Annotated in this window: 24 protein-coding genes; 18 read left to right on the forward strand and 6 right to left on the reverse strand. The window is 27.5% G+C overall.

Annotation, left to right across the window (positions count from 1 at the left end; genetic code table 11):
* Window positions 1–372: 372 nt before the first annotated feature.
* The 9 genes from lipB (at window position 373) to C4S77_RS09320 (ending at window position 12673) form a co-directional block, all read left to right on the forward strand.
* Window positions 373–1086 (forward strand): lipoyl(octanoyl) transferase LipB, encoded by a 714-nt coding sequence (gene lipB / locus C4S77_RS09280; protein ID WP_105247303.1) that lies wholly within the window; start codon window positions 373–375, stop codon window positions 1084–1086.
* Window positions 1087–1173: 87 nt separating this feature from the next.
* Window positions 1174–2445 carry a TolC family protein gene (locus C4S77_RS09285; protein WP_105247304.1) on the forward strand — a complete coding sequence of 424 codons (1272 nt, stop codon included), beginning with the start codon at window positions 1174–1176 and terminating at the stop codon, window positions 2443–2445.
* Window positions 2445–3533, forward strand: a complete 1089-nt coding sequence (locus C4S77_RS09290) for an efflux RND transporter periplasmic adaptor subunit (protein ID WP_105247305.1) — start codon at window positions 2445–2447, stop codon at window positions 3531–3533. The genes C4S77_RS09285 and C4S77_RS09290 overlap by 1 nt, the downstream gene beginning before the upstream one ends.
* Before the next feature lie 46 nt (window positions 3534–3579).
* Entirely contained in the window at window positions 3580–6729 is a 3150-nt protein-coding gene (locus tag C4S77_RS09295) for an efflux RND transporter permease subunit (RefSeq protein ID WP_105247306.1), read from the forward strand.
* A 57-nt stretch (window positions 6730–6786) separates the two neighbouring features.
* Complete coding sequence (locus C4S77_RS09300) at window positions 6787–7464, forward strand: response regulator transcription factor (RefSeq protein ID WP_105247307.1); 678 nt, start codon at window positions 6787–6789, stop codon at window positions 7462–7464.
* A gap of 5 nt (window positions 7465–7469) precedes the next feature.
* Window positions 7470–8822 (forward strand): HAMP domain-containing sensor histidine kinase, encoded by a 1353-nt coding sequence (locus C4S77_RS09305; protein WP_105247308.1) that lies wholly within the window; start codon window positions 7470–7472, stop codon window positions 8820–8822.
* 186 nt (window positions 8823–9008) lie between these two features.
* Window positions 9009–10955 (forward strand): DUF349 domain-containing protein, encoded by a 1947-nt coding sequence (locus C4S77_RS09310; protein WP_105247309.1) that lies wholly within the window; start codon window positions 9009–9011, stop codon window positions 10953–10955.
* Between the two features lie 19 nt (window positions 10956–10974).
* The gene (gene ribD, locus C4S77_RS09315) at window positions 10975–12021 is read left to right on the forward strand and encodes a bifunctional diaminohydroxyphosphoribosylaminopyrimidine deaminase/5-amino-6-(5-phosphoribosylamino)uracil reductase RibD (RefSeq protein ID WP_105247310.1); all 1047 of its coding nucleotides are present in this window, start codon (window positions 10975–10977) and stop codon (window positions 12019–12021) included.
* Window positions 12022–12052: 31 nt separating this feature from the next.
* On the forward strand, window positions 12053–12673 hold the full coding sequence (locus tag C4S77_RS09320; protein WP_105192388.1) for a YigZ family protein: 621 nt from the start codon (window positions 12053–12055) through the stop codon (window positions 12671–12673).
* Here the strand turns inward: C4S77_RS09320 and C4S77_RS09325 are convergent.
* Window positions 12651–13061, reverse strand: a complete 411-nt coding sequence (locus tag C4S77_RS09325) for an acyl-CoA thioesterase (RefSeq protein ID WP_105247311.1) — start codon at window positions 13059–13061, stop codon at window positions 12651–12653. The genes C4S77_RS09320 and C4S77_RS09325 overlap by 23 nt on opposite strands.
* 146 nt (window positions 13062–13207) lie before the next feature.
* On the opposite strand from C4S77_RS09325, the gene dnaA reads away from it, so the two are divergent.
* A complete protein-coding gene (gene dnaA / locus C4S77_RS09330) occupies window positions 13208–14638 on the forward strand; it encodes a chromosomal replication initiator protein DnaA (protein ID WP_105247312.1) in 1431 nt (476 codons plus the stop codon).
* Window positions 14635–15096 (forward strand): low molecular weight protein-tyrosine-phosphatase, encoded by a 462-nt coding sequence (locus C4S77_RS09335; RefSeq protein ID WP_105247313.1) that lies wholly within the window; start codon window positions 14635–14637, stop codon window positions 15094–15096. The genes dnaA and C4S77_RS09335 overlap by 4 nt, the downstream gene beginning before the upstream one ends.
* A gap of 5 nt (window positions 15097–15101) precedes the next feature.
* Here the strand turns inward: C4S77_RS09335 and C4S77_RS09340 are convergent, their stop codons facing one another.
* Window positions 15102–15974 (reverse strand): NifU family protein, encoded by an 873-nt coding sequence (locus C4S77_RS09340; RefSeq protein WP_105247314.1) that lies wholly within the window; start codon window positions 15972–15974, stop codon window positions 15102–15104.
* 73 nt (window positions 15975–16047) lie between these two features.
* Here C4S77_RS09340 and C4S77_RS09345 point away from each other — a divergent pair, with 73 nt between their 5' ends.
* Together C4S77_RS09345 and crcB are read left to right on the forward strand one after the other, a co-directional pair.
* Window positions 16048–16587 carry a gamma carbonic anhydrase family protein gene (locus tag C4S77_RS09345; protein ID WP_105247315.1) on the forward strand — a complete coding sequence of 180 codons (540 nt, stop codon included), beginning with the start codon at window positions 16048–16050 and terminating at the stop codon, window positions 16585–16587.
* A gap of 262 nt (window positions 16588–16849) precedes the next feature.
* The gene (gene crcB, locus C4S77_RS09350; protein ID WP_105247316.1) at window positions 16850–17224 is read left to right on the forward strand and encodes a fluoride efflux transporter CrcB; all 375 of its coding nucleotides are present in this window, start codon (window positions 16850–16852) and stop codon (window positions 17222–17224) included.
* A gap of 179 nt (window positions 17225–17403) precedes the next feature.
* On the opposite strand, the gene C4S77_RS09355 is transcribed toward crcB, so the two are convergent.
* Together C4S77_RS09355 and C4S77_RS09360 are read right to left on the reverse strand one after the other, a co-directional pair.
* A complete protein-coding gene (locus tag C4S77_RS09355) occupies window positions 17404–18966 on the reverse strand; it encodes an Rne/Rng family ribonuclease (RefSeq protein ID WP_105247317.1) in 1563 nt (520 codons plus the stop codon).
* Window positions 18967–19226: 260 nt separating this feature from the next.
* Window positions 19227–19520 carry an HU family DNA-binding protein gene (locus C4S77_RS09360; protein ID WP_105192376.1) on the reverse strand — a complete coding sequence of 98 codons (294 nt, stop codon included), beginning with the start codon at window positions 19518–19520 and terminating at the stop codon, window positions 19227–19229.
* Between the two features lie 93 nt (window positions 19521–19613).
* On the opposite strand from C4S77_RS09360, the gene mutY reads away from it, so the two are divergent.
* From mutY to C4S77_RS09385, 5 genes are read left to right on the forward strand one after another with little or no spacing between them, the layout of a single operon-like run.
* On the forward strand, window positions 19614–20606 hold the full coding sequence (gene mutY / locus C4S77_RS09365) for an A/G-specific adenine glycosylase (RefSeq protein ID WP_105247318.1): 993 nt from the start codon (window positions 19614–19616) through the stop codon (window positions 20604–20606).
* A gap of 49 nt (window positions 20607–20655) precedes the next feature.
* The gene (locus C4S77_RS09370) at window positions 20656–21033 is read left to right on the forward strand and encodes a single-stranded DNA-binding protein (RefSeq protein ID WP_105192372.1); all 378 of its coding nucleotides are present in this window, start codon (window positions 20656–20658) and stop codon (window positions 21031–21033) included.
* Window positions 21034–21067: 34 nt separating this feature from the next.
* Complete coding sequence (gene gldE / locus C4S77_RS09375) at window positions 21068–22381, forward strand: gliding motility-associated protein GldE (RefSeq protein ID WP_105247319.1); 1314 nt, start codon at window positions 21068–21070, stop codon at window positions 22379–22381.
* On the forward strand, window positions 22371–22955 hold the full coding sequence (gene gldD / locus C4S77_RS09380; protein ID WP_105247320.1) for a gliding motility lipoprotein GldD: 585 nt from the start codon (window positions 22371–22373) through the stop codon (window positions 22953–22955). Before gldE ends, gldD begins: the two co-directional genes overlap by 11 nt.
* A 4-nt stretch (window positions 22956–22959) precedes the next feature.
* Complete coding sequence (locus C4S77_RS09385) at window positions 22960–24261, forward strand: hemolysin family protein (protein ID WP_105192366.1); 1302 nt, start codon at window positions 22960–22962, stop codon at window positions 24259–24261.
* A 316-nt stretch (window positions 24262–24577) separates the two neighbouring features.
* Here C4S77_RS09385 and C4S77_RS09395 read toward each other — a convergent pair whose 3' ends face one another.
* Both C4S77_RS09395 and C4S77_RS09400 read right to left on the reverse strand, forming a co-directional pair.
* Window positions 24578–24778 carry a helix-turn-helix transcriptional regulator gene (locus C4S77_RS09395; RefSeq protein ID WP_105192362.1) on the reverse strand — a complete coding sequence of 67 codons (201 nt, stop codon included), beginning with the start codon at window positions 24776–24778 and terminating at the stop codon, window positions 24578–24580.
* A gap of 408 nt (window positions 24779–25186) precedes the next feature.
* Window positions 25187–26836: a M1 family metallopeptidase gene (locus C4S77_RS09400; protein WP_105247342.1), complete on the reverse strand. Its 1650-nt coding sequence runs from the start codon at window positions 26834–26836 to the stop codon at window positions 25187–25189.
* Between the last annotated feature and the right edge of the window lie 21 nt (window positions 26837–26857).

The raw sequence follows: 26857 nt of genomic DNA on the forward strand, positions 1-26857 counted from the left end.
AATATAAAATTAAACTTATTTTTACAAAATATGAAGTATTTCATATATAAGTTATAAACCACTAATTTTCATAAAAAAAATTTTATATTAAAAATATTATATAATTTTTTTTTTTAGAAAAAAAATGTATCTTTGCACCAATAATTAGTTGTTCTTTAATAAAGTTTTTTAGTGTTAATTAAGCCCTTTCAAATATATTTTGAAAGGGTTTTTAAATATCCACTACGCAAAGTACTCTTTTAATCTCTGTAAAAAACTATTGCAAAGGTATTTAAAAAGCTGTTATTAATAATCGAAAAAATAATTTTTTACTTATTTAATAATAAATATTATTTATTATTAATATTAAATGATAATTCATAGTTTTGATAAATGAATTTACATAAAAACAAAATTGTTGAGTATAGAGATTTACATGAAATATCTTTTAATGAAGCTTGGGATATTCAGAATAAATTATTAGAATCCATTATCAATATTAAAATAAAAAACAAAAAAAATATTGACGAAAAAAAGGATTTAACTCCAAACTATTTTTTATTTGTTTCCCATCCTCATATTTATACATTAGGAAAAAGTGGAAATTCAAACAATTTACTTATCAATGAAAACAAACTTCTTGAAATTAATGCTAAATTTATAAAAACAAACCGAGGAGGAGATATTACTTATCATGGGCCCGGGCAAATAATTGGTTATCCTATCTTAGATTTAGAGAACTTTTTCACAGATATCCATAAGTATATGAGAAATTTGGAAGAAGTGATAATTAAAACTATCAGTGATTATGGTATAAAGGGAGAAAGGTCTTTGGGTGAAACTGGAGTTTGGATAGATACAGGTAAACCGTATGCAAGAAAAATATGTGCTATGGGGGTTAAAGCAAGCAGATGGGTAACTATGCATGGCTTTGCTTTAAATGTAAATACAGATTTAAACTATTTCAATAATATTATTCCCTGTGGTATTAAAAATAAAGCTGTAACTTCAATTGAAAAAGAATTAGGTTATTCTATTGATATGAATGAAGTTAAAAATAAAGTAAGAAATTATTTTGCTGATGTTTTTGAATTAGAATGGAAATAACTGTCCTTTTTAAGGTCTTTTTAAGTTCCTTTTAAAGATTTTTTTAAGCTTAATAATACATTTTTGTATATTGAAAATATATACAATATGCAAAAGTCATTATTTTGTTTTTCCCTTTTATTGTTTGTTAATTTTTTTTACACACAGAATAAAAATCTGACTCTTGCTGATGCAGATGATCTACTGATCAAAAATAACCTATCTCTTTTAGCAGCTAGATATGAAGTAGATATGGCGGAAGCAAATAAAATTCAAGCAAGATTATTTGATAACCCTGATATTTCTTTTCAAGTTCCTGCTTATTCTAAAGATAAGGGGTGGTTTGATTTAAACGGAGATTACGAATTAACATTACAACAAGCTATTAAAATTGCAGGTAAAAAAAAATCAGGAGTTAACCTAGCTGAATCACAAAAACAATTAGCAAATTGGCAATATGAGCTACTTGTTAAACAATTAATATATGCTGTTCACAATAGTTATTTTACCATTTATTATTTACAACAATCAATCAATAAAACCAGTGTAGAAATAGAGAAAATTAAAACTATTATCGATGCTTTACAAGTACAATACAAAAAAGGAAATGTAACTCTTAACGAAGTTATAAGAATGACAGCATCTTATAATTCCTTATCATCCGACGTACTTGAATTACAAAATACAATATCTGGCGAACAAAATAATTTAAGAACCTTATTATTAATAAAACCTGAATATGAACTTACTCCAACACCTACTACCACCGAACTGAATAAATATTCTTTACAATTAATAAATCTGAATGATGCTATAGATAAATCTATGGCTCAACACCCCGAAATTAAAATAGCTGAAGCAGAAATTTACATGAATCAAATGCAATTAAAATATGAAAAAAAACAAGTTATTCCCGATTTGCAATTAGGTATAGGTTTTAGTAAAAACGGAGAATATGTTAAAAATGAAACTCTTGCTAATATAGGTTTTAGTATTCCTATTTTTAATAGAAATCAAGGAAATATAAAAAACGCAGAATACAAAATAAAACAGTCAGAAATAGAAAAAAAGAATCAGGAAAATATCATATCTAATCAAATAAAATTATCATTTGAAAAAATTAAAGCTCTTGAAAACCGTTATTCTCATTTAGATCCTGAATTTGAGAAGCAATTTGATTTTCTAATGACAAGTGTTTCTGACAATTACATGAAAAGAAACTTATCTTTACTAGAGTTTACAGATCTTATAGAAACTTATCATGAACAAATAATACAACTAAACAATTTAAAACTTCAGAAACTACTGGCTTACGAAGAATTAAACTATAACACCGGTTATGCTATTTTTAATAATAATGTTATAAAACCTATAAATTAATGATCTCTTTAAAAAAATACCTTATAGCTATCTCTTTTATATCAATATTATCCTGTACAAATAAAAAGGAAATTGACGAAGATAATTCCGGATTCGTTCTTTCTAAAGAAATGTTAAATAAACTTGAATTTTCAACAGTTACTTATAGTCCGGTTATAAATGAACTAAAAGTATTTGGTAAAGTAACTACAGATCCTGACAAAACAGTTGATGTATTTCCTGCCGTAGGAGGGAAAGTATCTATGGTGAATGGACAGTTAGGAGATTACGTCCAAAAAGGTCAAATACTTGCTGTGCTTAAAAGTACAGAAGTTGCCGGATATAGAAAAGATATGCTAGATGCTCAAGCAGATTTACTTGAAGCTCAAAAAAATTTGCAAGTAGCCTCAGACATGTTTAAAGGAAAATTGGCAACAGAAAAAGATGTAATTTCCGCAAAAAAAGATGTTGAAACAGCACAAGCTGAAATACAAAGAATCAAACAATTATATAATATTTATAATTTGGGTAGTAATAATACTTATTATGTAAAATCTCCTATTAGTGGATTTATTACAGCAAAAGATATCACGCCAGATATGTTAATAAGAAGTGATAGAGCTGAAAGTATTTTTACTGTATCTCAAATTAATAATGTATGGGTTATGGCTAACATCAGCGAAAGTAACATTAGCCAAATTAAATTAGGTTGTGAAGCAGATATACAAACTTTGAGTTATCCTGATAGAGTTATACAAGGAAACGTTGATAGAATATTCAATATTATTAATCCTGATACAAAATCTATGCAGGCTCGTATTCAGTTACCCAATCCTGGATATATACTCAAGCCTGAAATGAATGCTACAGTAACACTTAAAATTAAAGAAGATCGTAATATGCTTACGATACCATCTAGTTCTATAATATTTGATAATGATAGAAATTATGTTTTAGTCTATTACAATAACAAACATATTGAAGTCACCCCTATAAATATATATGAGCAAAATGATAAAACAGCTTATATAGAAAGTGGACTTCAATCTGGTCAAAAGATAATTACAAAAAATGCTTTATTAATATACCGAGCCCTTACAGGTAATTAGTCATAATTTCAAATTTAATTACAAATTCATATTCAATTATCTTATTATGAATAAATTCATCAAAGGAATTCTCACTTTCTCATTAAAAAATAAATTCTTTACTTTTTTCTGGGTACTCATACTTATAATAGCAGGTATTATATGCTTTAAAAACACACCTATTGACGCATTCCCCGATGTTACTAACACACAAATAGTTATCATCACAAAATGGAATGGACGGAGTGCAGAAGAAGTAGAACGTTTTGTTACAACTCCTATTGAAGTAGCTATGAATTCTGTACAAAAAAAAGCAAGCGTTCGTTCCGTAAGTATGTTTGGACTTTCTGTAATTAAGATAATTTTTAATGACAATGTAGATGATTTTTTTGCCAGACAACAGGTAAATAATCAACTTTCTACAATTGACTTCCCGGAAGGGGTATCTCCAGAAGTGCAACCTCCTTATGGTCCCACCGGAGAAATATATCGTTATGTTCTCTCCAGTAAAACTGAAAATACCCGAGATCTACTAACATTACAAAATTGGGTACTTGACAGACAGTTACGTTCTGTTCCCGGAGTTGCTGATATTAATGTATTTGGGGGACAAGATAAAATATATGAATTACACGTTGATCCCTCCAAACTTATTAAGTACGATTTATCTCCTTTAGAAGTGTATGAAGCTGTAAATGGAAGTAATCTAAATGTAGGTGGAGATATTATTGAAAAAAACGATCAGGCATTTGTTGTTAGAGGAGTAGGATTATTAGATAATAAAGAAGATATTAAAAATATTATTATTAAAAGTGAAAGCGGTAATCCCATATTAGTAAAAAATGTGGCTTCAGTAGTAGAAACCAGTATGCCTAGGGTTGGACAGGCTGGATACCAAAACAAAAAAGAAAATCAGAATGATGTAGTAGAGGGTATTGTTGTTATGCGTAAAGGAGAGAACACTTCTGAAGTATTAAAAGCATTAAAACAAAAAATCAGTGAAATAAAAAAAACAACAATTCCTGCAGATGTTCAAATGAAAACGGTTTATGATCGTGATAATCTAATGGACTATTGTATGCATACCGTATCTCATAATTTAGTTGAAGGAATAGTATTAGTAACTGTGATTGTTTTTCTTTTTATGGGTGACTGGAGAACTACTATCATTGTATCAATCGTTATTCCTTTAGCCTTACTTTTTGCTTTTATATGTCTTAGAATAAAAGGAATGAGTGCTAATCTTATTTCTTTAGGGGCAATAGATTTTGGAATTATCATTGACGGAGCAGTCGTTATGGTAGAAGGAATATTCGTTACTTTAGATCATTTAGCTAAAAAAAGAGGAATAGAAACTTTTAATAAATTAAGTAAACTGGGATTAATAAGATCTACGGGTACAGAACTTGGCAAAGCCGTTTTTTTCTCGAAACTTATTATTATTACAGCATTGATGCCCATATTTGCCTTTCAAAAAGTTGAAGGAAAAATGTTTTCTCCCCTAGCATGGACACTAGGATTCGCATTATTAGGTGCACTTATATTTACTCTTACATTAGTTCCTGTATTATCCTCAATTCTTTTAAATAAAAATGTCAAAGAAAAACATACCTTTCTTGTAAGAATAATTAATAAATATATATTTTCTGCATTCAGATGGTGTTATCATTACCAAAAAAAGAGTATAACTATTGCTTTTATCATATTAATACTTACCTTATTTTCAACCCGATGGTTGGGTACAGAATTTTTACCTAAATTGAATGAGGGAGCTTTATGGGTTACTGCCGAAATGCCAATGAGTACGAACCTTTCTGAATCCATGAAAATTACAGAAGCACTTAGGAATAAACTCTTAGAATTTCCGGAGGTAAATGAAGTTATATCCAATACTGGGAGATCTAATGACGGAACTGATCCTAACGGATTCAATTTCACTCAGTTTCAAGTAACATTAAAACCTAAATCTGAATGGAAACGTAAAATTTCATTAGATGAACTTATAGATGATATGGACCATAGCCTTAAAGAATACCAAGGAATTGTTTATAATTATTCTCAGCCGGTTTCAGATAATGTTGCAGAAGCTGTTGCCGGATTTAAAGCAGAAAATGCTGTAAAAATATTTGGTCCTAATCAATATGTGCTAGATTCTTTAGCAAAAGCGTGTTATAATCAGATAAAAGATGTTCCGGGCATAAAAGATGCCGGAGTACTAAAAAATATAGGTCAGCCAGAAGTAAGCATAAAATTAGATGAACAAAAAATGGCTCTTTATGGCGTTACAAAAAAAGATGCACAGGCTGTAATTGAAATGGCTATTGGTGGAAAAACCGCCACAGAAAAATTTGAAGGAGAAAAGAAATTTGATGTACGTATTCGCTATGATAAAAATTATCGAAAAAATGAACAGGATTTTAAAAGACTTATGGTACCCACTATATCTGGATCTTTAATCCCTTTAAATGAGATTTCAAATATCAGCGCTCATACCGGACCCGCATTTGTATACAGAGATGATTTAAAAAGATTTATAGGTGTAAAGTTTTCTGTTCGTGATAGAGATTTAGGAAGCACCATTGCAGAAGCTCAGCAAAAAATCAATAAAAATATAAAATTGCCTAAAGGTTATTCATTTGGCTGGACAGGAGAATTTGAAAATCAGGTACGGGCTACACATCGTTTAGGTCAAGTTGTTCCTATTAGTTTATTAATTATATATTTTTTACTATTTATCATGTTTGGAAATGCAAAAGAAGCAGGAATTGTGCTATTGAATGTCCCTTTTGCTTTAATTGGAGGAATATGGGCTTTATTTATTACCGGAACAAATTTCGGTATATCGGCTGGTGTGGGAATGATTGCTTTATTTGGTATCTGCGTTCAAAATGGAGTAATTCTCGTTTCGGTATTTAATAAACTATTAAAAGAAGGACATCATTTAATAGATGCAATAAAAGAAGGGGTAAAAAGTAGAATTCGTCCGGTAGTTATGACTGCATTAATGGCCTCTATAGGATTAATGCCGGCAGCTACTTCACATGGTATCGGATCAGAAAATCAACGACCTCTTGCCATTGTAATAATAGGAGGATTAGTTACCGCAACTTTCTTTACTCTTTTAGTTTTCCCTGTATTTTGTCATTGGTTTTATTCCGGAAGATTGAGAAAATTACAAGAACGAAAAGAACGTAAAAACACATTAAGAGGTTCGTAAAATTAATCCCATAAAATATTTATATATTTTTAACTTTGTGAATAGGTTTATCCTAAAATGAAAAAAATACTCATAATTGAAGACGAAAAAAAATTATCTGATGTAATACATGATGAATTACATAAAAATGGATATTTTCCTTTTCAAGCATTTGATGGAGAACTAGGTCTCATAAGTTTTAGAAACCAAAAACCTGATCTGGTTCTACTAGATGTTAATTTGCCAAAAATCAATGGTTTTGATTTAATTAAAAGTTTTAGGGTTATCAATCCTAACGTTCCCATCATTATGCTTACAGCATTTGGAGATATAGATAGTAAAATGTTAGCTTTTGATAATGGAGCCGATGATTATCTGATAAAACCCATTGATTTTAAAGAATTAATTGCTAAAATAAAAATATTCTTACGTAGATCTTCTCAATTTCCCGTTGAAGATACTAAAATCCATTTCAAAGATGTGATAATTGATCTAGGTACAAAATCTGTTATAAGAAATAATATCCATATAAATTTAACTCCAAAAGAGTTTGAACTCTTTTATTATTTAGTTAAAAAACAAGGAAGAGTAGCTTCTAAAGAAGAATTAGCAGATAATGTATGGGCAGAAAGATATGGAGTAACTCCTAATACAATTGAGGTTTATATAAACTTTTTAAGAAATAAAATAGACAAAGAATTTAAAGATAAAATCATTCAAACAAAAGCAGGTTTCGGCTATTATATAGCAAGTTAATATTTATGAATTTCAAACTCCAACTTTCTTTATTATTTGTATTAATATATGCTATTCTTATATCTATATCCCTATCCCTTACCTATAAAGCATTCAAAACATTTAGTGAAGAAGCTTTTTTTGACATACTTGAACAAAAAGCACATATTACATTAGATTTATTAACTGAATTAAAAGAAGATGATACAACTATAAAACATATAATTGATAAAAGTTCACTTATAAAAACAAATCATGAAAAAATATATGTATTCGATGGAAATAACAAATTAATATATGAAAATGGTAATGATATTAATTTTAATATTACTCCTTTGTTAATAAAAAAAATACGTAAGGATAATAAAACAGAATTTTTTATACAAAACGGATTTCAGGTATGTGGTATAGGATATAATTATAACAACAAAGATTACGTAATTATAGTAATTGCAAAAGATAGTTTTGGAGAAGTAAAATTAAAAAATCTAAAAGAATATATTTTTATACCTCTCATACTAACATTATTTTTAGTTTTTATTGCAGCTTATTATTATATTAAACAAATATTTAAGCCAATTGATAAATTAAACACGGCGATACAAAAAGTAACAGATACAAACCTATACCAGCATTTAGAAATTAAAAGTGTCAGCAGAGATTTAAACCAGATTGCTATCAATTTCAATCGCATGCTGGATCGTCTCAATGAATCTTTCGAATCCCAAAAAAACTTTAACCAAAGTGCTTCACATCAGCTTAAAACTCCATTAGCTATTATGTCTTCATTAATAAAAAAATTAAATCCTTATTCAAAACAAGAGGCAGAAAATATAAAACTACTTTATGATGAAAATGAAAAAATGGCTAAGTTAGTTGATTATTTATTACTCATTGACAGACTACAAGGGAAAGCTCCTATTCCTTTTACTTATTTCAGAATCGATGAATTATTATTTGAAGTTTCTGAAGAAACAGAAGAGCTACACGACAATTTTGCCTTACTCATAGACATTCAAAGTGATGAAAATGATGAAAAAAACTTTATTTATTATGGAAATAAAATACTATTAAAAAGTGCTTTTATAAATTTAGTAAACAATGCAGCATTATATAGTGTAGATCAAAAAATAACCATCTCACTTAAAGCTCACAAAGATAATATATATATAGAATTCATCAATACAGGAATTTATAAACTAGATGATAATATTTTTACACCTTTTATTCGAGATAATAAAGATCCGTCAATATCAGGAAATGGTTTAGGGCTACATATTGTAAAAACAATTATAAATTTCCATAAAGGTATTGTTTCTTATTCATTTATAGAAAACACAAAAAAACATATTTTTTGCATAAAATTAACCAAAACTTAAGTATAAATATATATTAACTTAATTAATTTTAAATAAAAAAAATATTTAATATAAAAACAGTTGTTTTTTATACAAAAACCCTCTTTTAAATTTCAAATATTTTCTTTGTATTTATAATTTTATCCCTTATATATGATCATTTTGTAATATTTTTCATATTTTTGTTTGAATAAATCCCCAAATATTATGAGTACTGAATTGGATAACCTGCAAAATGCAGAAGGAAATAAAAAAAAAGAAGAGGTAATAAAATCTGAAAATACGTCACACGACCTTCAAGATGACACTTCAATAGAGGAGCTTAACTCTGAGAAAAGAATTGAAAATCCAGACTATGAAGAGACCGTTGTCCCACAAGAAGACTATGATTCTTTAGATTTAGAACAACTCATTGAAAAAGCAAAAAAGATCCAAAACAATTATCCTGTTTTTCTTATAGGAGAAGCCATTAATAATATCAAAGAATCTTTCAATCAAAAATTTGATTATAATGAGTCTCAAAGAAAACAAAAATATTTAGATGAAGGGGGAGAAGAAATAAGTTATAAACCTGATCTTAGTTTAAAAACTCAGTTTAATTCTGTATATCATGATTATAAAGCCAGACTCACGGCTCACTATCAAGAACAAGAGCAAAAGGAACAAAATAATCTGAAAAATAGATTACAAATTATTGAAGAGTTAAAAAAACTATACACCACTCCGATAGAATCTATTGGAAGTTTTTTCAAAGAATTCAGAGATATAAAAGAAAGATGGCATAATGCAGGAAAAATACCCAAATCAAAAGCAAGTGACGTTTTCAAAACTTATTTCCATCATTTAGAAAACACACATGAATTTATAAAATTAAATAAAGAATTAGAAGAGCTAGACTATGCTCATAATCTTGAACAAAGACAGGCTATTATAAGCCGTGCAAAAGAATTACTAACCGAGCCTAGTATCCAAAAAGCACTTAATGAACTTCAATACCTACATAAATTATGGAAAGAACAGGCAGAACCTGTTGCTGAAAAATATAGAGAACCCACTTGGCAGGAATTCAAAGACGTAACTCAGCAGATACATGCACGTAAATCTGAATTGTTCGAAAAAATCAAAGAAGAACAAGAATTAAACTTAAAAAAGAAACAGAAGATTATTGACGAATTGGAAAAAATATCTTCTAGTGCTAATCCTAATCATTCATTTTGGCAAAATAACATAAAAAAAATAGAAAAACTAAGAGAAGAGTTTTTTTCTATAGGTAGGGTTCAAAAAGAATATAGCGGAGAAACCTGGACCCGCTTCAAGGAATTGTTACATGAAATTAATACACAAAAAAATACGTATTACAAAGAATTAAAAAAAGTTCAACAAGATAATCTGAGAAAGAAAAATGAATTACTAAAAATAGCGAAGGATAATCAAGACAGTGAAAATTGGGACGCGGCTCTAAATCTGTATAAAAAAATTCAAAATGACTGGAAAAATATTGGTCATGTTCCGAGAAAATATTCAGATAAACTATGGAATGAATTCAGAGAATACTGTAATAACTTTTTCGACAGGTATAAACAAAAAAATAATAAAATAAATGAAGAATGGCAAGAAAATTTATCTAAAAAGCAAGCTATTCTTGCTAAACTGCCTTCAATTTTTGAATTAGATCAAAATGAAGCCTTACAAAAAATTAATGATTACTGTGTACAATGGAACTCTATAGGTAAAATTCCTAGGGAGAACATGAATATCAATAAAGAATTTAATCAAACTATTAATAAATTAACCTCTCAACTTAACATTGATAAAAATCTTATTGATGAAATGCAACTAAATATTAAAGTTGAAAATTATATACAATCTAAAGATGATAAAAAACTTGACGATGATTTAAGGAGGATGAAAAAACAAATCCAAGATTTAGAACATGAAATTGTACAACTGGAAAATAATCTTTCTTTTTTCTCTAATGCAAAGCAAGACAACCCTCTTCTTCAAAACTCTTTAAATAACATTGAAGCAAAAAAAGTTAAATTAGAAGAATTAAAACAAACATATTCTAAACTTATAAATCTCGATTTAACTCAAACAAATGGTAATAATGCACCGGATGCTGATAATAAACCCGAAGAAGATATAACTGAATAAATAGTTTTTTATACTTAGTATGGAATCTCAGGATGAGAAATACATGCGTAGATGTATAGAACTAGCTCAAAATGGCTTAGGAAGTACATATCCTAATCCGTTGGTAGGAGCTGTGATTGTACATAATAATTGTATTATTGGTGAAGGCTGGCATCATAAAGCGGGGAAACCGCATGCAGAAATTAATGCAATATCTTCTGTAAAAGACTTGTCTCTCATAAAAAACAGCACTATATATGTTTCTCTAGAACCATGTGCACATTATGGAAAAACACCACCTTGTGCCTTAAAAATTATAGAGCTTCAATTTAAAAAAGTAGTTGTTGGAATGCAGGATCCTGACAGTAATGTGAATGGAAAAGGTATTGAAATGATAAAAAATGCCGGAATTGAAATTATAACTAATATCCTTGAAGAAGAATGCAAAAATCTAAATAAAAGATTTTTAACTTATCATTTAAAAAAAAGACCTTATATCATCCTAAAATGGGCTGAAACTTTAAATAAAAAAATTGATAATGGGACCAATAGAAATAAACCTTTCTGGATTTCCAACCCTTACTCTCTTCAAAAAATACATCAAATAAGATCTCAGGAACAATCTATTTTAGTTGGAAAAAGAACTGCTTTAATAGATAATCCCTCATTAACATCGCGCTATGTCAGCGGAAATAACCCAAAAAGAATACTAATAGATAAAAATCTAGACATTCCTCTATCTTATAATATTCTTAATTCGGAGGCTTCAACTATTATTTTAAATGAAAAAATTACGAGTATAAATAACAATCTTAAATATATTCAAATCAATTTTTTTAATAATTATATTCAACAGATAGTAAATGTACTTTATAAAGAAAAAATTCAATCTGTAATCATTGAAGGAGGAAGAAAAACATTACAAGATTTTATTAATTCAGGGTTATGGGATGAAGCTGTCATTACTACCTCTCAAAATATAGTTGAAAGTGGGACTGATGCCCCATATCTATATGGAAAAATTACACAACAAACAAGCTTAGGAGATAATCTTATTACATACCTCAGCAATATTTCTTCATCGTGAAAAATAAGATCAATTTATTATTTTTGTGACTATGCCTACTGTTTTTGAATATAAAACAATTGAAATCCCTGTAACTGATGCACTTTTAAAAATCAAAGGGAGCAAATTTTATGGTTTATTATTTCCCTTAAATAATGAAAATGAAGTAAAAAAATATCTTAAACAAAGTGAAGAAATCTACCCTCAGGCCACACATTATTGTTATGCTTTTCGTATAGGAACTGAAGGAAAAAATTACAGAGTTAATGATGATGGAGAACCTTCCGGAACTGCCGGACTTCCTATTTATAACCAATTACTTTCATTTGGCCTTACAAATATATTATTAATTATTATCCGTTATTTTGGAGGTACGAAATTGGGTGTGGGAGGATTAATAAAGGCATACAAAGAAAGTGCTCAATATACTATAGAACAAGCTCAAATAATAAACAAAGAAGTATCAGAACACTATCATTTATATTTTAATTACCACTATCAATCTTCTGTACTAACCCTATTAAAAAAATTAAATATAGAAATACTGTCTTTCGATTATTCAGAAAAATGTAATTTGTTTATTGAAGTACCCTTAAAAAAAAATAACTTATTTTTTGAAAAATTTGAGTCTCTTTTTTCCCAAAATTTTGTCATTCAAAAAAAGGTTTCATAATATTCAAAATTTGTTCTGGACAACGTAATATTTTACCTGAGTTTTTATCCATAAAATATAATGTAGTATCTCCTTTAGTCAGCAATATATCTTCTTGATTTTTTATTTCATATTCAAACACTATTCTTGCTCCTTCAGGTAATTTTTTTACAGTAGTCGTTATTAATAATTCGTCATCATACTTAGCCGGTTTTATATATTTTATAGACAGATTAGCAACCGGAAGCATAATTCCATATTCTTCTATATCTTTATATGGAAGACCTATATAACGAAATAACTCTACTCTTCCTACTTCAAAATATTGGGGATAATTTCCATAATATACATATCCCATTTGATCTGTTTCACTATACCTAACTCTAACTTTCGTTGTTACCTTAATCATGATTAATATATATTTACATACTTACAAAAAACAATTTAAAAATACAATAGTGATTTAACTTTTTTTTCCAAAAAATAATTAACAATTTTGTGCAAGAATTACTACATTTAGTAAAAGTAAATCTATAATCATATTTACAGTTTAAGATGCCAGAAAAAGCAAATTTAGTATGGAAATCCTGTTTGGATTTTATTAGAGATAACATCTCTGAAAAGTCATTCCTTACATGGTTTCATCCTATTCGAGCAATAAAGTTACAAGATAAGGTACTAACTATTCAGGTGCCAAGTAAATTTTATTACGAATATCTGGAAGAGAACTATATTAAAATAATTAAAAGTGCATTAACCAAAAATCTAGGAAAAGATGCTAAACTGGTATATTCCATTATGATGGAGAAAAGCCAGCAAACCGAAACACCTTACACTGTTAATATAGCAAGTGCTCAAAAAGCACAAATTAAAGTACAAGAAGTAGATGCTCCATTATATATGGAAAGAGGAGTTAAAAATCCTTTTATAATTCCAGGTTTACAAAAATTAAAAATTGACAGCCAACTTAATTCCAATTATACTTTTGATAATTTTATTGAAGGAGATTCCAACAGATTAGCTCGTTCCGCCGGAAAACAAATAGCTAAAAGACCCGGAGGCACTTCATTTAATCCTTTATTTATTTATAGTAGTGTAGGTTTAGGAAAAACCCATTTAGTTCATGCTATAGGGCTTGAAGTAAAAAGAATTCAACCCGAAAAAACAGTTTTATATGTTTCAATGGAAAAGTTCTGTCAACAGTTCCAAGAAGCTACTAAATCTAATAATAGAAATGATTTCATCCATTTCTATCAAATGATTGATGTATTAATTGTAGATGATATTCATTTCATTTCAGGCAAAAAAGGAACTCAAGAAGTATTTTTCCATATATTTAATCATTTGCATCAGAGTGGAAAACAAATTATATTAACTTCTGACAAATCACCTGTAGATATACAAGATGTTGAACAACGTTTAATTTCACGTTTTAAGTGGGGTCTTTCCACTGAAATACAACCTCCTGACTACGCTACCCGTTTAGCCATTTTGCAACAAAAAATGGAATTTGACGGTATTGAGTTACCTGAAGATGTACTTGATTATATTGCTAAAAATATAAAAACCAATATTCGGGAAATCGAAGGATCTTTAAATTCTATTATAGCACAAGCTACTTTCAATAAAAAAGAAATTACGCTAGAGTTAGTAGAAAAAACACTCTCAAATCTAATTACTAATTCCAAAAAAGATATAACCATTGATTATATTCAGAAATTAATTTGTGATTATTTTAAACTTTCGCTAGACACTTTACAATCTAAAACTCGTAAAAGAGATATAGTTCAGGCAAGACAATTAGCTATGTATTTTGCAAAAAAATACACCAATGCTTCTCTTTCTTCTATTGGAGATCAAATTGGCAAAAGAGATCATGCTACTGTATTGCATGCTTGTAAAACGGTAGATAATTTATTTGAAACTGATAAATTATTCAAATCTTATGTTGACGATTTAAATAAAAAATTGACTTCTGATATATGAAAATATTAATGGTCTGCTTAGGTAATGTATGCCGATCCCCTATGGCTGAAGGCATTTTAAGATCCAAACTTCCTAATAATTTTTTAGTCGATAGTGCCGGAGTTTCTAACTATCATGTTAACGATAAACCTGATAAACGAGCTATAGAAGTTTGCAAAAAACATAATATCAATATATCTCAACTTAGAGGAAGACAATTTCAACCTTCAGATTTTGATAATTTTGATATAATTTATGTTATGGACCATGCAAATTATAGTGATATACTTTTTAAAGCTAGAAAAGAAGCTGATAAGAAAAAGGTAAAATTGATTATGTCAGAATTACCTCAGGCTACTAAACAATATGTATCCGACCCATTCTATGGTGATATTGAAGACTTTGAAAAAGTCTTTATTCAATTGGATGAAGTATGTACATTGATTGCCGAAAAACTTACAGGTAATTTTACTGAATAATGTATTTATCCATTGATTGCTTCTACTGCCTCTACTTCATTGGGTAGCATTTCCTTTAATAATCCTTCTATTCCGTTTTTTAAAGTAATTGTAGAGGAAGGACATCCGCTGCAAGCTCCTTGTAAAATCATTTTTGCTGTTTTAGTTTCCTCATCAAAAGCAATTAAATCAATATTTCCACCATCACCGGCCACTGCAGGAAGAACATACTCATCTAAAATGTTCTGAATTTTCTTTTCAATATCTGAAAATTCTTTTTGGATTGATTTGATTGGTTTATGGGTTGAAAAATTTTTTATGTAACTGATTTCTTTCTCATCTCTTATATATTCAGAAATATTATAACGAATTTCCATGGAAATATCTTCCCAACTTGCATCTTCTGTTTTAGTTATTGAAACAAAATTATCTGATATAAATACTTCTTTTACATATGGAAAACTAAATAAATATTGAGCTAAGGGAACCTCTTTAGCTTCTTCAACATTTTTAAGTTCAATAATTCCTTCTACTAATATTTTATTAGTAACAAATTTCATAACTGAATTGTTAGGAGTCATTTCTACATATACAGATATGGGGGATTGGCGAGGTTGTAATACAACAGATGGATTAGCTAATAGTTCATCTTCAATCAAATCTTTTACTTCATCTGCCACCATATCCCAATCTACCATTTCATTTTTTTGAACAGCAATAAAATTAGCTGTAATAAAAATATTAGTAACAAAAGGCAACTGTAATAATTCCTGCGCTAAAGGTATATTTGCAGCTTGTTGTAATTTTGATATTTCATAACTGCCTTCCACCAATGTTCTAGGTGCTACAAATTTTACTATATTTTTATTAGGGGTATTTTCTATTCTTATTTCCATAATGCTACTCTAACAATTTGTCAAAAATACATAACTTGCAGTTATCAAAAAATTTATTTTTATAATATTATTTGATATGGCAATAATAAAAAAATTATTAGGTAAAACTCCAATATTAGGTGAAGATTGTTTTTTGTCTGAGACTTGTGTAATTATTGGGGATGTTAATATTGGCAATAAATGCTCTGTATGGTTTAATGCTGTAATTAGAGGAGATGTTAATAAAATAACCATCGGCAACAAAGTTAATATACAAGATAATGTAACCATCCATTGTACTTATCAAAAATTTTCCACAACAATTGGAAATAATGTCTCTATTGGTCATAATGCTATTATTCATGGATGTACAATACAAGATAATGTTTTAATTGGAATGGGAGCCATTATTATGGATAATACTATAATAGAAAATAATGCAATTATTGCAGCAGGAGCAGTAGTAACACAAGGAAAATATGTTAGAAACGGAGAATTATGGGCTGGTATCCCTGCTAAAAAAATAGGTGAAGTATCTCAGAAGTTAAAGGAGAGAGAAATTGAACAAATTGCTAATAATTATATAAAATACAGCCGTTGGTATAATAAGAAAGAATTTGATGAAAATATAAATTAAATTTATTTTATTTTAGAACTTTACAAAGTTTAATATTTAAACTAATATCTTAACTATAATAAAAATATATACAAAGTAATTTACTTTTATAAAAAAATAGAAAAAATAACCGTCTATGTTTAAACTGCTAACCCATAAACTGATTATTTAAAACTTTATTATCAATAATTTATTAAACCGTAATTTTAATAAATTATTTGTTTTTTAATAAATTGCTTTAAATTAATTCAATTAATATAATTTAATTTTTAAATAACCAAATATGATTAAATATTTACTTTTTGTTGGTTCGGGTGGAGCTCTTGGTTCTATTTTACGTTATCTTATTGCTATATATATCAATAAGAAATATTCCGGAGAGTTTCCTTTGGCAACATTTTTTATAAATATTACCGGGTGTATTTTAATTGGACTATTTACCGGATGGGCTGAACGTTATCATTTTATTAATGCTGAAATTCGTGTTTTTTTAATTACCGGAATTTGTGGGGGATATACAACTTTCTCAACTTTTTCTTCAGAAAATTATCAGTTATTCCAAAATAATAATTTTATTACACTAAGCCTTTATATATCCTTTAGCTTATTTTTAGGTATAATCGGAGTTTGGTTAGGAAATTTTCTTTCCAAAATTTAATAATTCACTAATTACAAATTATTAATTTCACTATTTTAAAAGAAAATAAAACATAAAAAGTTATTAAATAAATGTTACATAAAAAATTTTAAGTAAGTCTATTTTTAATCATTTTTATTTTATAAATACCATCTATATGAGGATTTATTTTTTAATTATAGATTAAAATTATTTACTTTTTAATTGGAAAACATATATAGAACTTCCTTTTTATCATTTTGTATTTGAAATTCAAGGTATTTAAAACTATCCCTAGGAATCACTTTTACCCATTTTTTATATTTCAAAAACCACATATTTCGTATGCTTTTCAATCCTTTAGTTAAATATGCGGCTACAAAAGGATGAACATGAAGATATATCTTTTTTTCTTTTGGTGATGCTAAAAAATTAAAAATATGTTCTTGAATTCTATCTAATAAAACTATTGGAGATTCTATTTTTCCATTTGGGTTAGGATTATCTTCTGTTGTATTTACTTGTTTTTGAGGTCTAACCCTTTGCCTTGTTAATTGTACTAATCCAAATTTACTCGGAGGTAATATCTTATGTTTAGCTTTATCATTTTTCATCACCTCTTTAAAAAACTCATAGAGTTCTTTTTTATGTTGGGATGAAGTTAAATCTATGAAATCTATAACAATAATTCCCCCTAGGTCCCTTAGTCTTAACTGACGTGCTATTTCTGCAGCTGCTAACTTATTTACATGAAGAGCAGCATCTTCTTGAGATTTTTGATTGGCTGTGATATTTCCTGAATTCACATCTATAACATGCAAAGCCTCTGTATGTTCTATTATTAAATAAGCTCCTTTAGATTGATATATATTTACATGTTTACCAAAAAGTTGCTTAATTTGTTTATCTATATTATAATATTCAAAAATAGGAATGTGTGAATCATAATATTTTACAATTTTAGACTTTTCAGGAGCAATAATATGCAAATAATCTTTAATTTCCTGAACTAAATCTTCATCATCACAAGTGATACTTACAAAATCACCATTAAAATTATCTCTTAAAATAGAAGAAGCTTTATCGAGTTCTCCTAATATTTTAACCGGAGGTTTTCCTTTTTTAATATTTCGAAAACATATGGTATTCCACTTATTTAGTAAATAGCGAAGATCCGATTGTAATTCTTCTACAGATTTTCCTTCTGCCACAGTTCTTATTATCAATCCGAACCCTGTGGGTCTAATTTGATCTCCTATTTTCCTTAACCGGTCTTTTTCTTCGGTTGTTGAAATATTTCGAGAAATTGAAGTTTTTGATGCAAAAGGAATTAAAACCAAATATCTACCTGCTAATGAAATTTCAGATGATATTCTAGGTCCTTTAGTAGAAATTGGTTCTTTAGTAATTTGTACCAAAATTTCTTGGTTAGGAGATAAAATATCCTGAATAACTCCATCTTTATCGATGTCTTCTTCAAATGAAAAACTATTTAGTCTTGGAGAATTAATTTTTCCACAAGAAACTCCTTTTATATACTTTAAGGAAGATTTAATTTGTGGACCTAGATCATGGTAATGCAAAAAAGCATCTTTTTCATAACCTATATTAACAAAACAGGCATTGAGACTTGGAGCTAATTTCTTGATCTTTCCTAAAATAATATCCCCTACTGTGAAATTATTCCCTATTTCATCTTCATGAAGCTCCTGAATCCTTCCATCCTCCAGTATAACAATTTTTACTTTATTGTCCTCATAAGATATTACTAATTCTTTACTCATTTCATTTTCAGAAAATTACTATCTAAATACCATATTAACAAAAACATTCTTTACCCTTAGTAGTAATATAACTTTTGGTAAAGAATGCTTAAATTTAAAAAATTAAAACTTTTTTTTTAATCTAAGAAAGAAATTATTTATTTTTCTTTTTGTGTCTATTCAATCTCCTTCTTTTTTTTCTTTTGTGCGTCGACACCTTATGACGTTTTCTTTTTTTTCCGCTTGGCATATATTTTTATTTTTTAATTATATATATTATATTATTTTACAACTTTAACATTTATTTTAACACCTTCTACAAAAGACTTTGATGGTTTAAAAGCAGGAACGTTATGTGCAGGTATTTTAATTGTTGTATTTTTAGATATATTTCTCCCTGTTTTAGCTGCTCTTTTTTTAATTAAAAATGTTCCAAAACCTCTTAAATAAACATTTTCCCCTTTAGTCATAGCAGTCTTAACTTCATCCATAAACACTTCAACAACCCTTTGTATTTCAGTCTTTTCCAAACCAAGCTTACCTGAAATCGAGTTTACGATATCCGCTTTTGTCATACTTGTAATATTATTAGTTATACTTTTTAATTATTTTTAAGAATGCAAATATAATATTATTTTTGGAAAGAAAATTGATAAACATTTAAAAGTGTGAATTTTATTAGTCTTCTAAATAAATGGTATAAAAAAAACAAACGCCCTTTGCCTTGGAGAAAAACTTCTGATCCATATAATATTTGGATTTCTGAAATCATTTTTCAACAAACAAGAATAGAACAAGGAACTAATTATTATAATAATTTTATTCGCAAATTTCCCAATTTGGAAAAACTTGCTCTATCTACAGAAGATGAAGTTTTGCATATGTGGAAAGGTCTAGGTTATTATTCCAGAGCTCATAATTTATTTTTTACTGCTCAACATATCTATAAAGATCTTGAAGGTATATTTCCATCAACATATTCAGAAATACTTAAACTAAAAGGAATAGGTAAGTATACTGCAGCTGCAATAGCTTCCATTTCTTTCAATGAAAAAATTCCGGCTATTGATGGTAATGCATTCCGTGTATATTCCCGTTTTTTTAATTCTGAAAAAGATATTAGCAAATCATCCACTTTTAATTATTTTTTTAATTTAATGTTACCTTTAATGCCTGATAATCCAGGTGATTTTAATCAGGCAATTATGGATTTAGGGGCAATAATATGCTCACCTTCGAATCCAAAATGCATAATCTGTCCTATACAAGTAGATTGCATTGCATATAAACTAAACAATCAAAAAATACTTCCTATAAAATCTTCTTATAAAAAAATAACGGAACTAAACATTCATTATGCATATATTAAATGCCATCGTGAAATATTAATCATTAAAAGAGGATACAATGATATATGGAAAGGTTTATATGAATTCCCTAAATTTAAGGATATACACGAAATTTATAAAATTAGTAATACTTATACTACTACTCATAAGCTTACACATAAAATATTACATATTACTATATCTGAAATAAATTTAGAATCTTCCGAATTTTATACTATAGCAAAGGCTTTAAATGCTACAATTTTAGATAAAAAACAATTAAAATTATATGCTTTTCCAAAACCCTTAGATTTTTTTTTACTTTATAATTAATTTTTTATTACATTTGCTAAACTTTTGAGAAAAATATATAGTATTTAAAATGAGTACATCTGTTAATAAAGTTATTTTAGTAGGAAATTTAGGGACTGATATTAAGTCTCACAGATTTAGTGATGGTAATGTGGTTGTAAATTTTCCTGTAGCAACTTCTGAAAGTTATATTAATAAAGAAACGGGTGAAAGAGTTGATGTAACTGACTGGCATAATATTACGGCAAGAAATAAACTAGCTGAGCTTTGCGAAAAATTTTTAAAAAAGGGAAGTAAAGTTTATATTGAAGGAAAGTTAAAAACACGTAAGTTTGAAGATAATGGCATAACTAAACATATTACAGAAGTTATTGCTGATAACATTTTATTCCTTTCCAATTTAATTGGTAAAAACCCTGATCTTGAAGAAGATTCAGAATTCAATTAAACTTTCAACTATTTAGTAAAGTAAATTTTAGATTATGGATGACCCTGGGCCCACGAGTTTATTGTTAACCATATTTTATCAGTTCCCATCAGAATTATATATTATTACCGGAACTTTTATAATCTTTATTATTTTAATATTTGTTACTTCTGGTTCTAAAGAAGCTATATTATCTCTTTCCCAAAAAGATCTGGATAAATATCAAAAAGATTATTTTTTAGAGGTTAAAGCTATCACTAAAATAAGAAATAATTCAAATAAATTTATTTCTACTATACTTGTTTTTAAAACCTTAATTAATCTTGGACTTATCTTAATATCTATTAAGTTTTGTGATTACTTCGCAAATTACTTTCAATTTTCCAAGCAAATAATATTCTTTCTGAATTTTTTTATTATTGTTTTTATTTTAATATTTATTGGGGAAATAATTCCAAAAATGCTTGTTCTTAAAAATACTTTTTTATTTAGCTGTAAAACATTAAAATTTATTCATTTTATTACTACAATATGTAGTCCCATAACCTACCTATTTTCCCTTATTATTAAAAATACTAATGAAAATATAAAACTAGGAGGAGACAATCTGGCTCAGACATTAGTAGTTGCTAAAGAAGAAAAGAATATCTCTGTAACCGAGCTCAAAATATTAGAAGGTATTATAAATTTTGTGAATACTGAAACGAGTCAGGTTATGACTCCCAGAATCGATGTTTTTGCTATACAAAAAAGTACCCCTTTTAAAACATTAATTAACTTAATTTCAAAAAATGGTTATTCTAGAATTCCTGTTTATGATAAGAATATTGATGATATAATAGGGATTCTGCATATCAAAGATTTATTCCAGTATATTGAATATGAACAATTAGAATGGAATTTTCTACTTAAAAAACCTTACTTTATACCAGAAAATAAAAAGATTGACAATTTATTAGCTGATTTTAAAAAAAGTAAAATGCATTTAGCTATTGTAGTTGATGAATATGGAGGTACCTCTGGAATCGTTAGCCTTGAAGATGTTATTGAAGAAATTGTAGGTGAAATAAATGATGAATTTGATGAAAACAACATTATTTATTCTAAAATTAATGATCATGTTTATGTTTTTGAAGGGAAAACATCGATCATTGATTTTTGCCGAATTATGGGAATTAATGAAAAAGAATTTGAAAGTGTGCAAGGTGAAGCAGATACTCTAGCGGGACTTGTATTGGAGTTGACAGAAGAATTTCCAAAAAAATTGCAAAATATATATTATAAAAATTATATTTTTCAAGTAGAATCTTTAGATAGAAAAAGACTTAAACAAATTAAAATAACACGTAAAATTGATAATGAGGAATAATTTGATTTTTAAAAATTTTAACGTAGTTTTTGTACTAATTGTATTTTTAACTTGTGCAAGCTGTGGAAAAGAACAATATATACCTAAACCTAAAGGTCATGTTCGCTTAGAATACCCTACTCCTCAATATGTTACATTTAGTCCTGAAAATTGTCCATTCGAATTCAAATATTCAAATAGGGTTAAAATTATTAATAAAAATAATAATTGTTGGTACAATTTTTCTTACCCTAACATGAAAGGAACTATCTATATTACATATTCGAACATTCATGGAAATCTTATTGGATTAATAAAAGAAGCACAAAAGTTAGTATATGAACATACAATAAAAGCAAATTCTATTAAAGCTAAATCTTTTTTATATCCTGAGAAAAAAATTTATGGAAACCTATATAGACTAGGAGGCGAATCTGCTTCTAACATCCAATTTTATATTACCGACAGTACCCGTCATTTCCTTTCTGGAAATGTATATTTTTCTGTACAACCAAAACCAGATTCTTTACAACCTGCTGTTGAATATATAGAAAGAGATATAATCAAGATGATAGAAACAACAACATGGAAATAACATTATGGAAATAATAATATTATTACTTTTAATTTTAATTAACGGTTTTTTTGCAGTCTCGGAAATAGCATTAGTATCTGTAAAAAAACAAAAAATTGAAAATAAAGCAACAAAAGGAAATAAGAAAGCACAAGCTGTACTTAAACTTTTAGAAAATCCTGAGGATTTTTTATCTTCAATACAAGTAGGAATTACACTTATAGGTATTATATCCGGAGCTTATGGTGGCGCTACTTTAGTTAAATATCTTGAACCTGTATTCAATTCATTTACTTTAACCTCTGCCTATTCTTTTCAATTATCCTACTTTGTAGTAATAGCTGCCATTACATATGTATCAATTGTATTTGGAGAATTAATTCCTAAAACTTTCGGTTTAAAACAACCAGAAAAAATTGCACTTTTTGTAGCCCCTATTATTAAAATATTCTCCATACTTGTTTTCCCATTTGTAAAAGTTCTTTCATTTTCTACTTTTTTATTTAATAAAACGTTTAAAGTATCAAATACAGAAGGTGAAAAAATTTCGGAAGACGAATTAATTTATATGCTTAAAACTGCAAGTTTACAAGGCGTTTTAGAAAAAGAAGAAAGTGAATTACATCAAAATGTTTTTATTTTCTCTGAGCAAAAAGCCAAAAGTTTAATGACTCATCGAAAAAAAGTAGAATGGATTAATTTACAAGATAATATTAAGGAAATTGAACTACAAATTAAAACCAGTAATTTTACTAAATTCCCTGCATGTGACGGAAATCTTGACGAGGTAAGTGGCTATATTTCAATTAAAGAATTTTATGAAAATGTAAATTCTCCTAATTTTGATATACATAAAATTTTAAAAAAACCTATATTCATTCCTGAGAATATGCATTCCGTTGATATTTTACAAGAATTTAGAAAAAATAAACAGCATATGGGTTTTGTAGTTGACGAATATGGTTCTTTTCAGGGAATCATAACTATTCAGGATATGATAGAAGGAATAGTAGGCGATATGCCTGAAAATGAAGAAGAAGAAACAGAAATTGTTCAAAGAACTGATGGTTCTTATCTGGTTAATGGAAATATAAGTATTCGGGATTTAAATTATTATTTTGATGATGTTATCATTGAACTTAATGACGACGAATATGTTACATTAGCCGGATTTATAATTTACCATATGGAGTACATTCCTGAGGTAGCTGAGAAATTAAATTATAATAACTTTACTTTTGAAATTGTTGATAAAGATGCTAACAGAATAGACAAAGTATTAATGGTAAAAAACTCTGAAAATTCTGAAAATGAAACTACAGAATAAATAATGTCTTTATGATTTACCTTATTTATAGTTTATTATTTCTGATCTTTCTTAGTTTATCTTATAAACTAAGTAAAATACTTTTGAAAACATCAGATATAATGAAATTTATGTTTTATACCTTATTATATATTGCAGGTATTCTAATTATATTTCAAGTTTTAGATAAAATTCTGGTAAATATTTTTGAAATTTCTAAAAAGGAATTAAATTTTATGTTCCTGATGTATCTTCTAATTACTATGATTGCTTTTTTAATTATAGCAATCATAACAATTAAAAAAATGAAAAAATAGTAAATAAAGCTTTTCTATATTTATTCTTTTTTAAGATTATACAATTCTTTAATATCTACCTTAAAATATTCTGCTAATTTAAATAAACTTTCCACTTTAGGATTTCTTTTCCCTGACTCCCAGTCACATAAGGTGCTTTGACTTACTCCTATTGATTCAGCGACCTCTTTCTGACTTATTCTTTTTTTTCTTCTTAATTGAATCAATTTTTTACTAATCATCTTTAAAAAATAGTAGTTTGATTAATGCGAATGTAGTGCTTTTTGACCTGAAAAAAATCGAAAAATAGATAATATTAATCGATTTTCCGATCGAATATTATTGATAAATTATATACTTTTGATAATATTTTTAAATAAATATATCATTTATTTATTTTATTGATAAAAACAAATAAACAATAGTTTAATTTTTTTTATTTAACATATATTAATATACTAAACAAAAAATAGTTATAAAATAATGAAACTAAAATAAACTACTACAACATAAATAAATGAGTTCTTTATTTTAATAAAACTTTAAAAATCTTAGAACAACTAATAATTATATAAATATATTTTATTTATATAATCACTATAGGAAGATTAAAATTTAATTTTTTCTTCCTATAGATTTTTTTATATGCATTATTTTTTTAAAGGATTTAAATTGATGTAGAAATTAGGGTCTACAGAAAAACTTTCTAATAATTTTTTATCTATTTTACTTTTTTTCCATTTATTAATGGGAATTAAATTTCCTATAGATGTTTTTATTTTCATAGAAAAATCTGGAACAGTATTTACCCATCGATAGTAAATACTATTATTTTTAATGTAATATTCTAACGTAGGAACCTGAGTTGTTCTTAAATATTGATCGAATATTTTTGTTAAATCTATTTTAGAATGTTCTATAATATAGTTTTCGATTTGATTAGTAGAAACAATTTTATGATAAAAATTTTTATTAAGACCCCTTAGTATTTCCCTAAATTTTTGATCGTCGTTAATTATCTGACGAATAGTATGAATCATATTGGCTCCTTTATCATACATGTCGGAACTACCTTTTTGATTTACCCCATATTCACCTATAATAGGAATATCGTTTTGTATATTTTTTCTTTGCCCTATAATGTACTGACTAGCTGCCTCTTTACCATAATAATATTCAGTGTAAAGAGTTTCGCTATAGGTAGTAAAAGCTTCATGAATCCACATATCTGCTGCATCTGCATTTGTAATATTATTCCCAAACCATTCATGCCCCGATTCATGTACTATAATAAAATCCCATTGTAGCCCTATTCCCGTATGACTTCTATCTGTACCTAAATATCCATTTTTATATTGATTTCCATAAGCTATGTCACTTTGATGCTCCATTCCTAAGTGTGGAGATTCTACTAATTTATATCCATCTTCATAAAACGGATACGGTCCAAACCAGTATTCCAATGCCAATAGCATTTTTTTTACCTGAGAAAAATGACTTTTAGCCACATGTAAATTATATGACAATACCCAATAATCTAAGTCTAAATCGCCCTTTTCACCCTTATAAATGTCTGTAAAATTTACATATTCTCCAATATATGGGATTATGTTGTAATTATTGATAGGATTAGTCACTTGCCATGAATATATATTTTTTCCTAATGAATCTTTAGAATATCCGACCAATCTTCCATTTCCCACACCTTTCAAATCTCCTTCTGTAATGATATTTAATTTCATTCCCTCATCTGGTTCATCTCCTAGGTAATCTTTGCAAGGAAACCATACACTAGCGCCTATTCCTTCACAGGCTACAGTCATCCAAGGTTTATTATTTTTATCTTTAGTAAAAATCCATCCTCCGTCCCAAGGAGCATTTTTCGCAATATTTGGCATTCCTTGGAAATAAATAGTGACCTTATTATTTTGAGTATTTTTTTTAAATGTTTGCGGTAAGGTTATAAAGTAAAAATTTCCTTCTTTTTTAAAAGGTATTGAAATGCTATCTTGAGTTTCTATTTTATCTATAGACATAGGTTCCTGCAAATCTATTTGCATTATACTCTCTTCCCTTTTGTTTTCATTTATATCAAAAGTAATTGTATTATTGCCTTTTAAAACTTTATTATCAAAATCTGGTTCTATAGAAATATCATAGTACTTTACTTCCCACCAATCTCTAAAAGATGTATTACTCCCTCTAAGAGTATCTTGAATTGTAAATAATTTGTCTTGACTAAATAACTGATTATTTAAAATACATGCTATAAGCCCTAAAAAATAATATATTTTTTTCATAATCAAATTTATAAAAAATAG

The organism is Apibacter adventoris (assembly GCF_002964975.1).
Taxonomy (GTDB): Bacteria; Bacteroidota; Bacteroidia; order Flavobacteriales; family Weeksellaceae; genus Apibacter; species Apibacter adventoris.

What these genes read in the sequence shown, in the direction of transcription:
- lipB (WP_105247303.1), top strand. Translation starts at nt 373, where the DNA reads ATGAATTTACATAAAAACAAAATTGTTGAGTATAGAGATTTACATGAA.
- C4S77_RS09285 (WP_105247304.1), top strand. Translation starts at nt 1,174, where the DNA reads ATGCAAAAGTCATTATTTTGTTTTTCCCTTTTATTGTTTGTTAATTTT.
- C4S77_RS09290 (WP_105247305.1), top strand. Translation starts at nt 2,445, where the DNA reads ATGATCTCTTTAAAAAAATACCTTATAGCTATCTCTTTTATATCAATA.
- C4S77_RS09295 (WP_105247306.1), top strand. Translation starts at nt 3,580, where the DNA reads ATGAATAAATTCATCAAAGGAATTCTCACTTTCTCATTAAAAAATAAA.
- C4S77_RS09300 (WP_105247307.1), top strand. Translation starts at nt 6,787, where the DNA reads ATGAAAAAAATACTCATAATTGAAGACGAAAAAAAATTATCTGATGTA.
- C4S77_RS09305 (WP_105247308.1), top strand. Translation starts at nt 7,470, where the DNA reads ATGAATTTCAAACTCCAACTTTCTTTATTATTTGTATTAATATATGCT.
- C4S77_RS09310 (WP_105247309.1), top strand. Translation starts at nt 9,009, where the DNA reads ATGAGTACTGAATTGGATAACCTGCAAAATGCAGAAGGAAATAAAAAA.
- ribD (WP_105247310.1), top strand. Translation starts at nt 10,975, where the DNA reads ATGGAATCTCAGGATGAGAAATACATGCGTAGATGTATAGAACTAGCT.
- C4S77_RS09320 (WP_105192388.1), top strand. Translation starts at nt 12,053, where the DNA reads ATGCCTACTGTTTTTGAATATAAAACAATTGAAATCCCTGTAACTGAT.
- C4S77_RS09325 (WP_105247311.1), bottom strand. Translation starts at nt 13,061, where the DNA reads ATGATTAAGGTAACAACGAAAGTTAGAGTTAGGTATAGTGAAACAGAT.
- dnaA (WP_105247312.1), top strand. Translation starts at nt 13,208, where the DNA reads ATGCCAGAAAAAGCAAATTTAGTATGGAAATCCTGTTTGGATTTTATT.
- C4S77_RS09335 (WP_105247313.1), top strand. Translation starts at nt 14,635, where the DNA reads ATGAAAATATTAATGGTCTGCTTAGGTAATGTATGCCGATCCCCTATG.
- C4S77_RS09345 (WP_105247315.1), top strand. Translation starts at nt 16,048, where the DNA reads ATGGCAATAATAAAAAAATTATTAGGTAAAACTCCAATATTAGGTGAA.
- crcB (WP_105247316.1), top strand. Translation starts at nt 16,850, where the DNA reads ATGATTAAATATTTACTTTTTGTTGGTTCGGGTGGAGCTCTTGGTTCT.
- C4S77_RS09355 (WP_105247317.1), bottom strand. Translation starts at nt 18,966, where the DNA reads ATGAGTAAAGAATTAGTAATATCTTATGAGGACAATAAAGTAAAAATT.
- C4S77_RS09360 (WP_105192376.1), bottom strand. Translation starts at nt 19,520, where the DNA reads ATGACAAAAGCGGATATCGTAAACTCGATTTCAGGTAAGCTTGGTTTG.
- C4S77_RS09370 (WP_105192372.1), top strand. Translation starts at nt 20,656, where the DNA reads ATGAGTACATCTGTTAATAAAGTTATTTTAGTAGGAAATTTAGGGACT.
- gldE (WP_105247319.1), top strand. Translation starts at nt 21,068, where the DNA reads ATGGATGACCCTGGGCCCACGAGTTTATTGTTAACCATATTTTATCAG.
- gldD (WP_105247320.1), top strand. Translation starts at nt 22,371, where the DNA reads ATGAGGAATAATTTGATTTTTAAAAATTTTAACGTAGTTTTTGTACTA.
- C4S77_RS09385 (WP_105192366.1), top strand. Translation starts at nt 22,960, where the DNA reads ATGGAAATAATAATATTATTACTTTTAATTTTAATTAACGGTTTTTTT.
- C4S77_RS09395 (WP_105192362.1), bottom strand. Translation starts at nt 24,778, where the DNA reads ATGATTAGTAAAAAATTGATTCAATTAAGAAGAAAAAAAAGAATAAGT.
- C4S77_RS09400 (WP_105247342.1), bottom strand. Translation starts at nt 26,836, where the DNA reads ATGAAAAAAATATATTATTTTTTAGGGCTTATAGCATGTATTTTAAAT.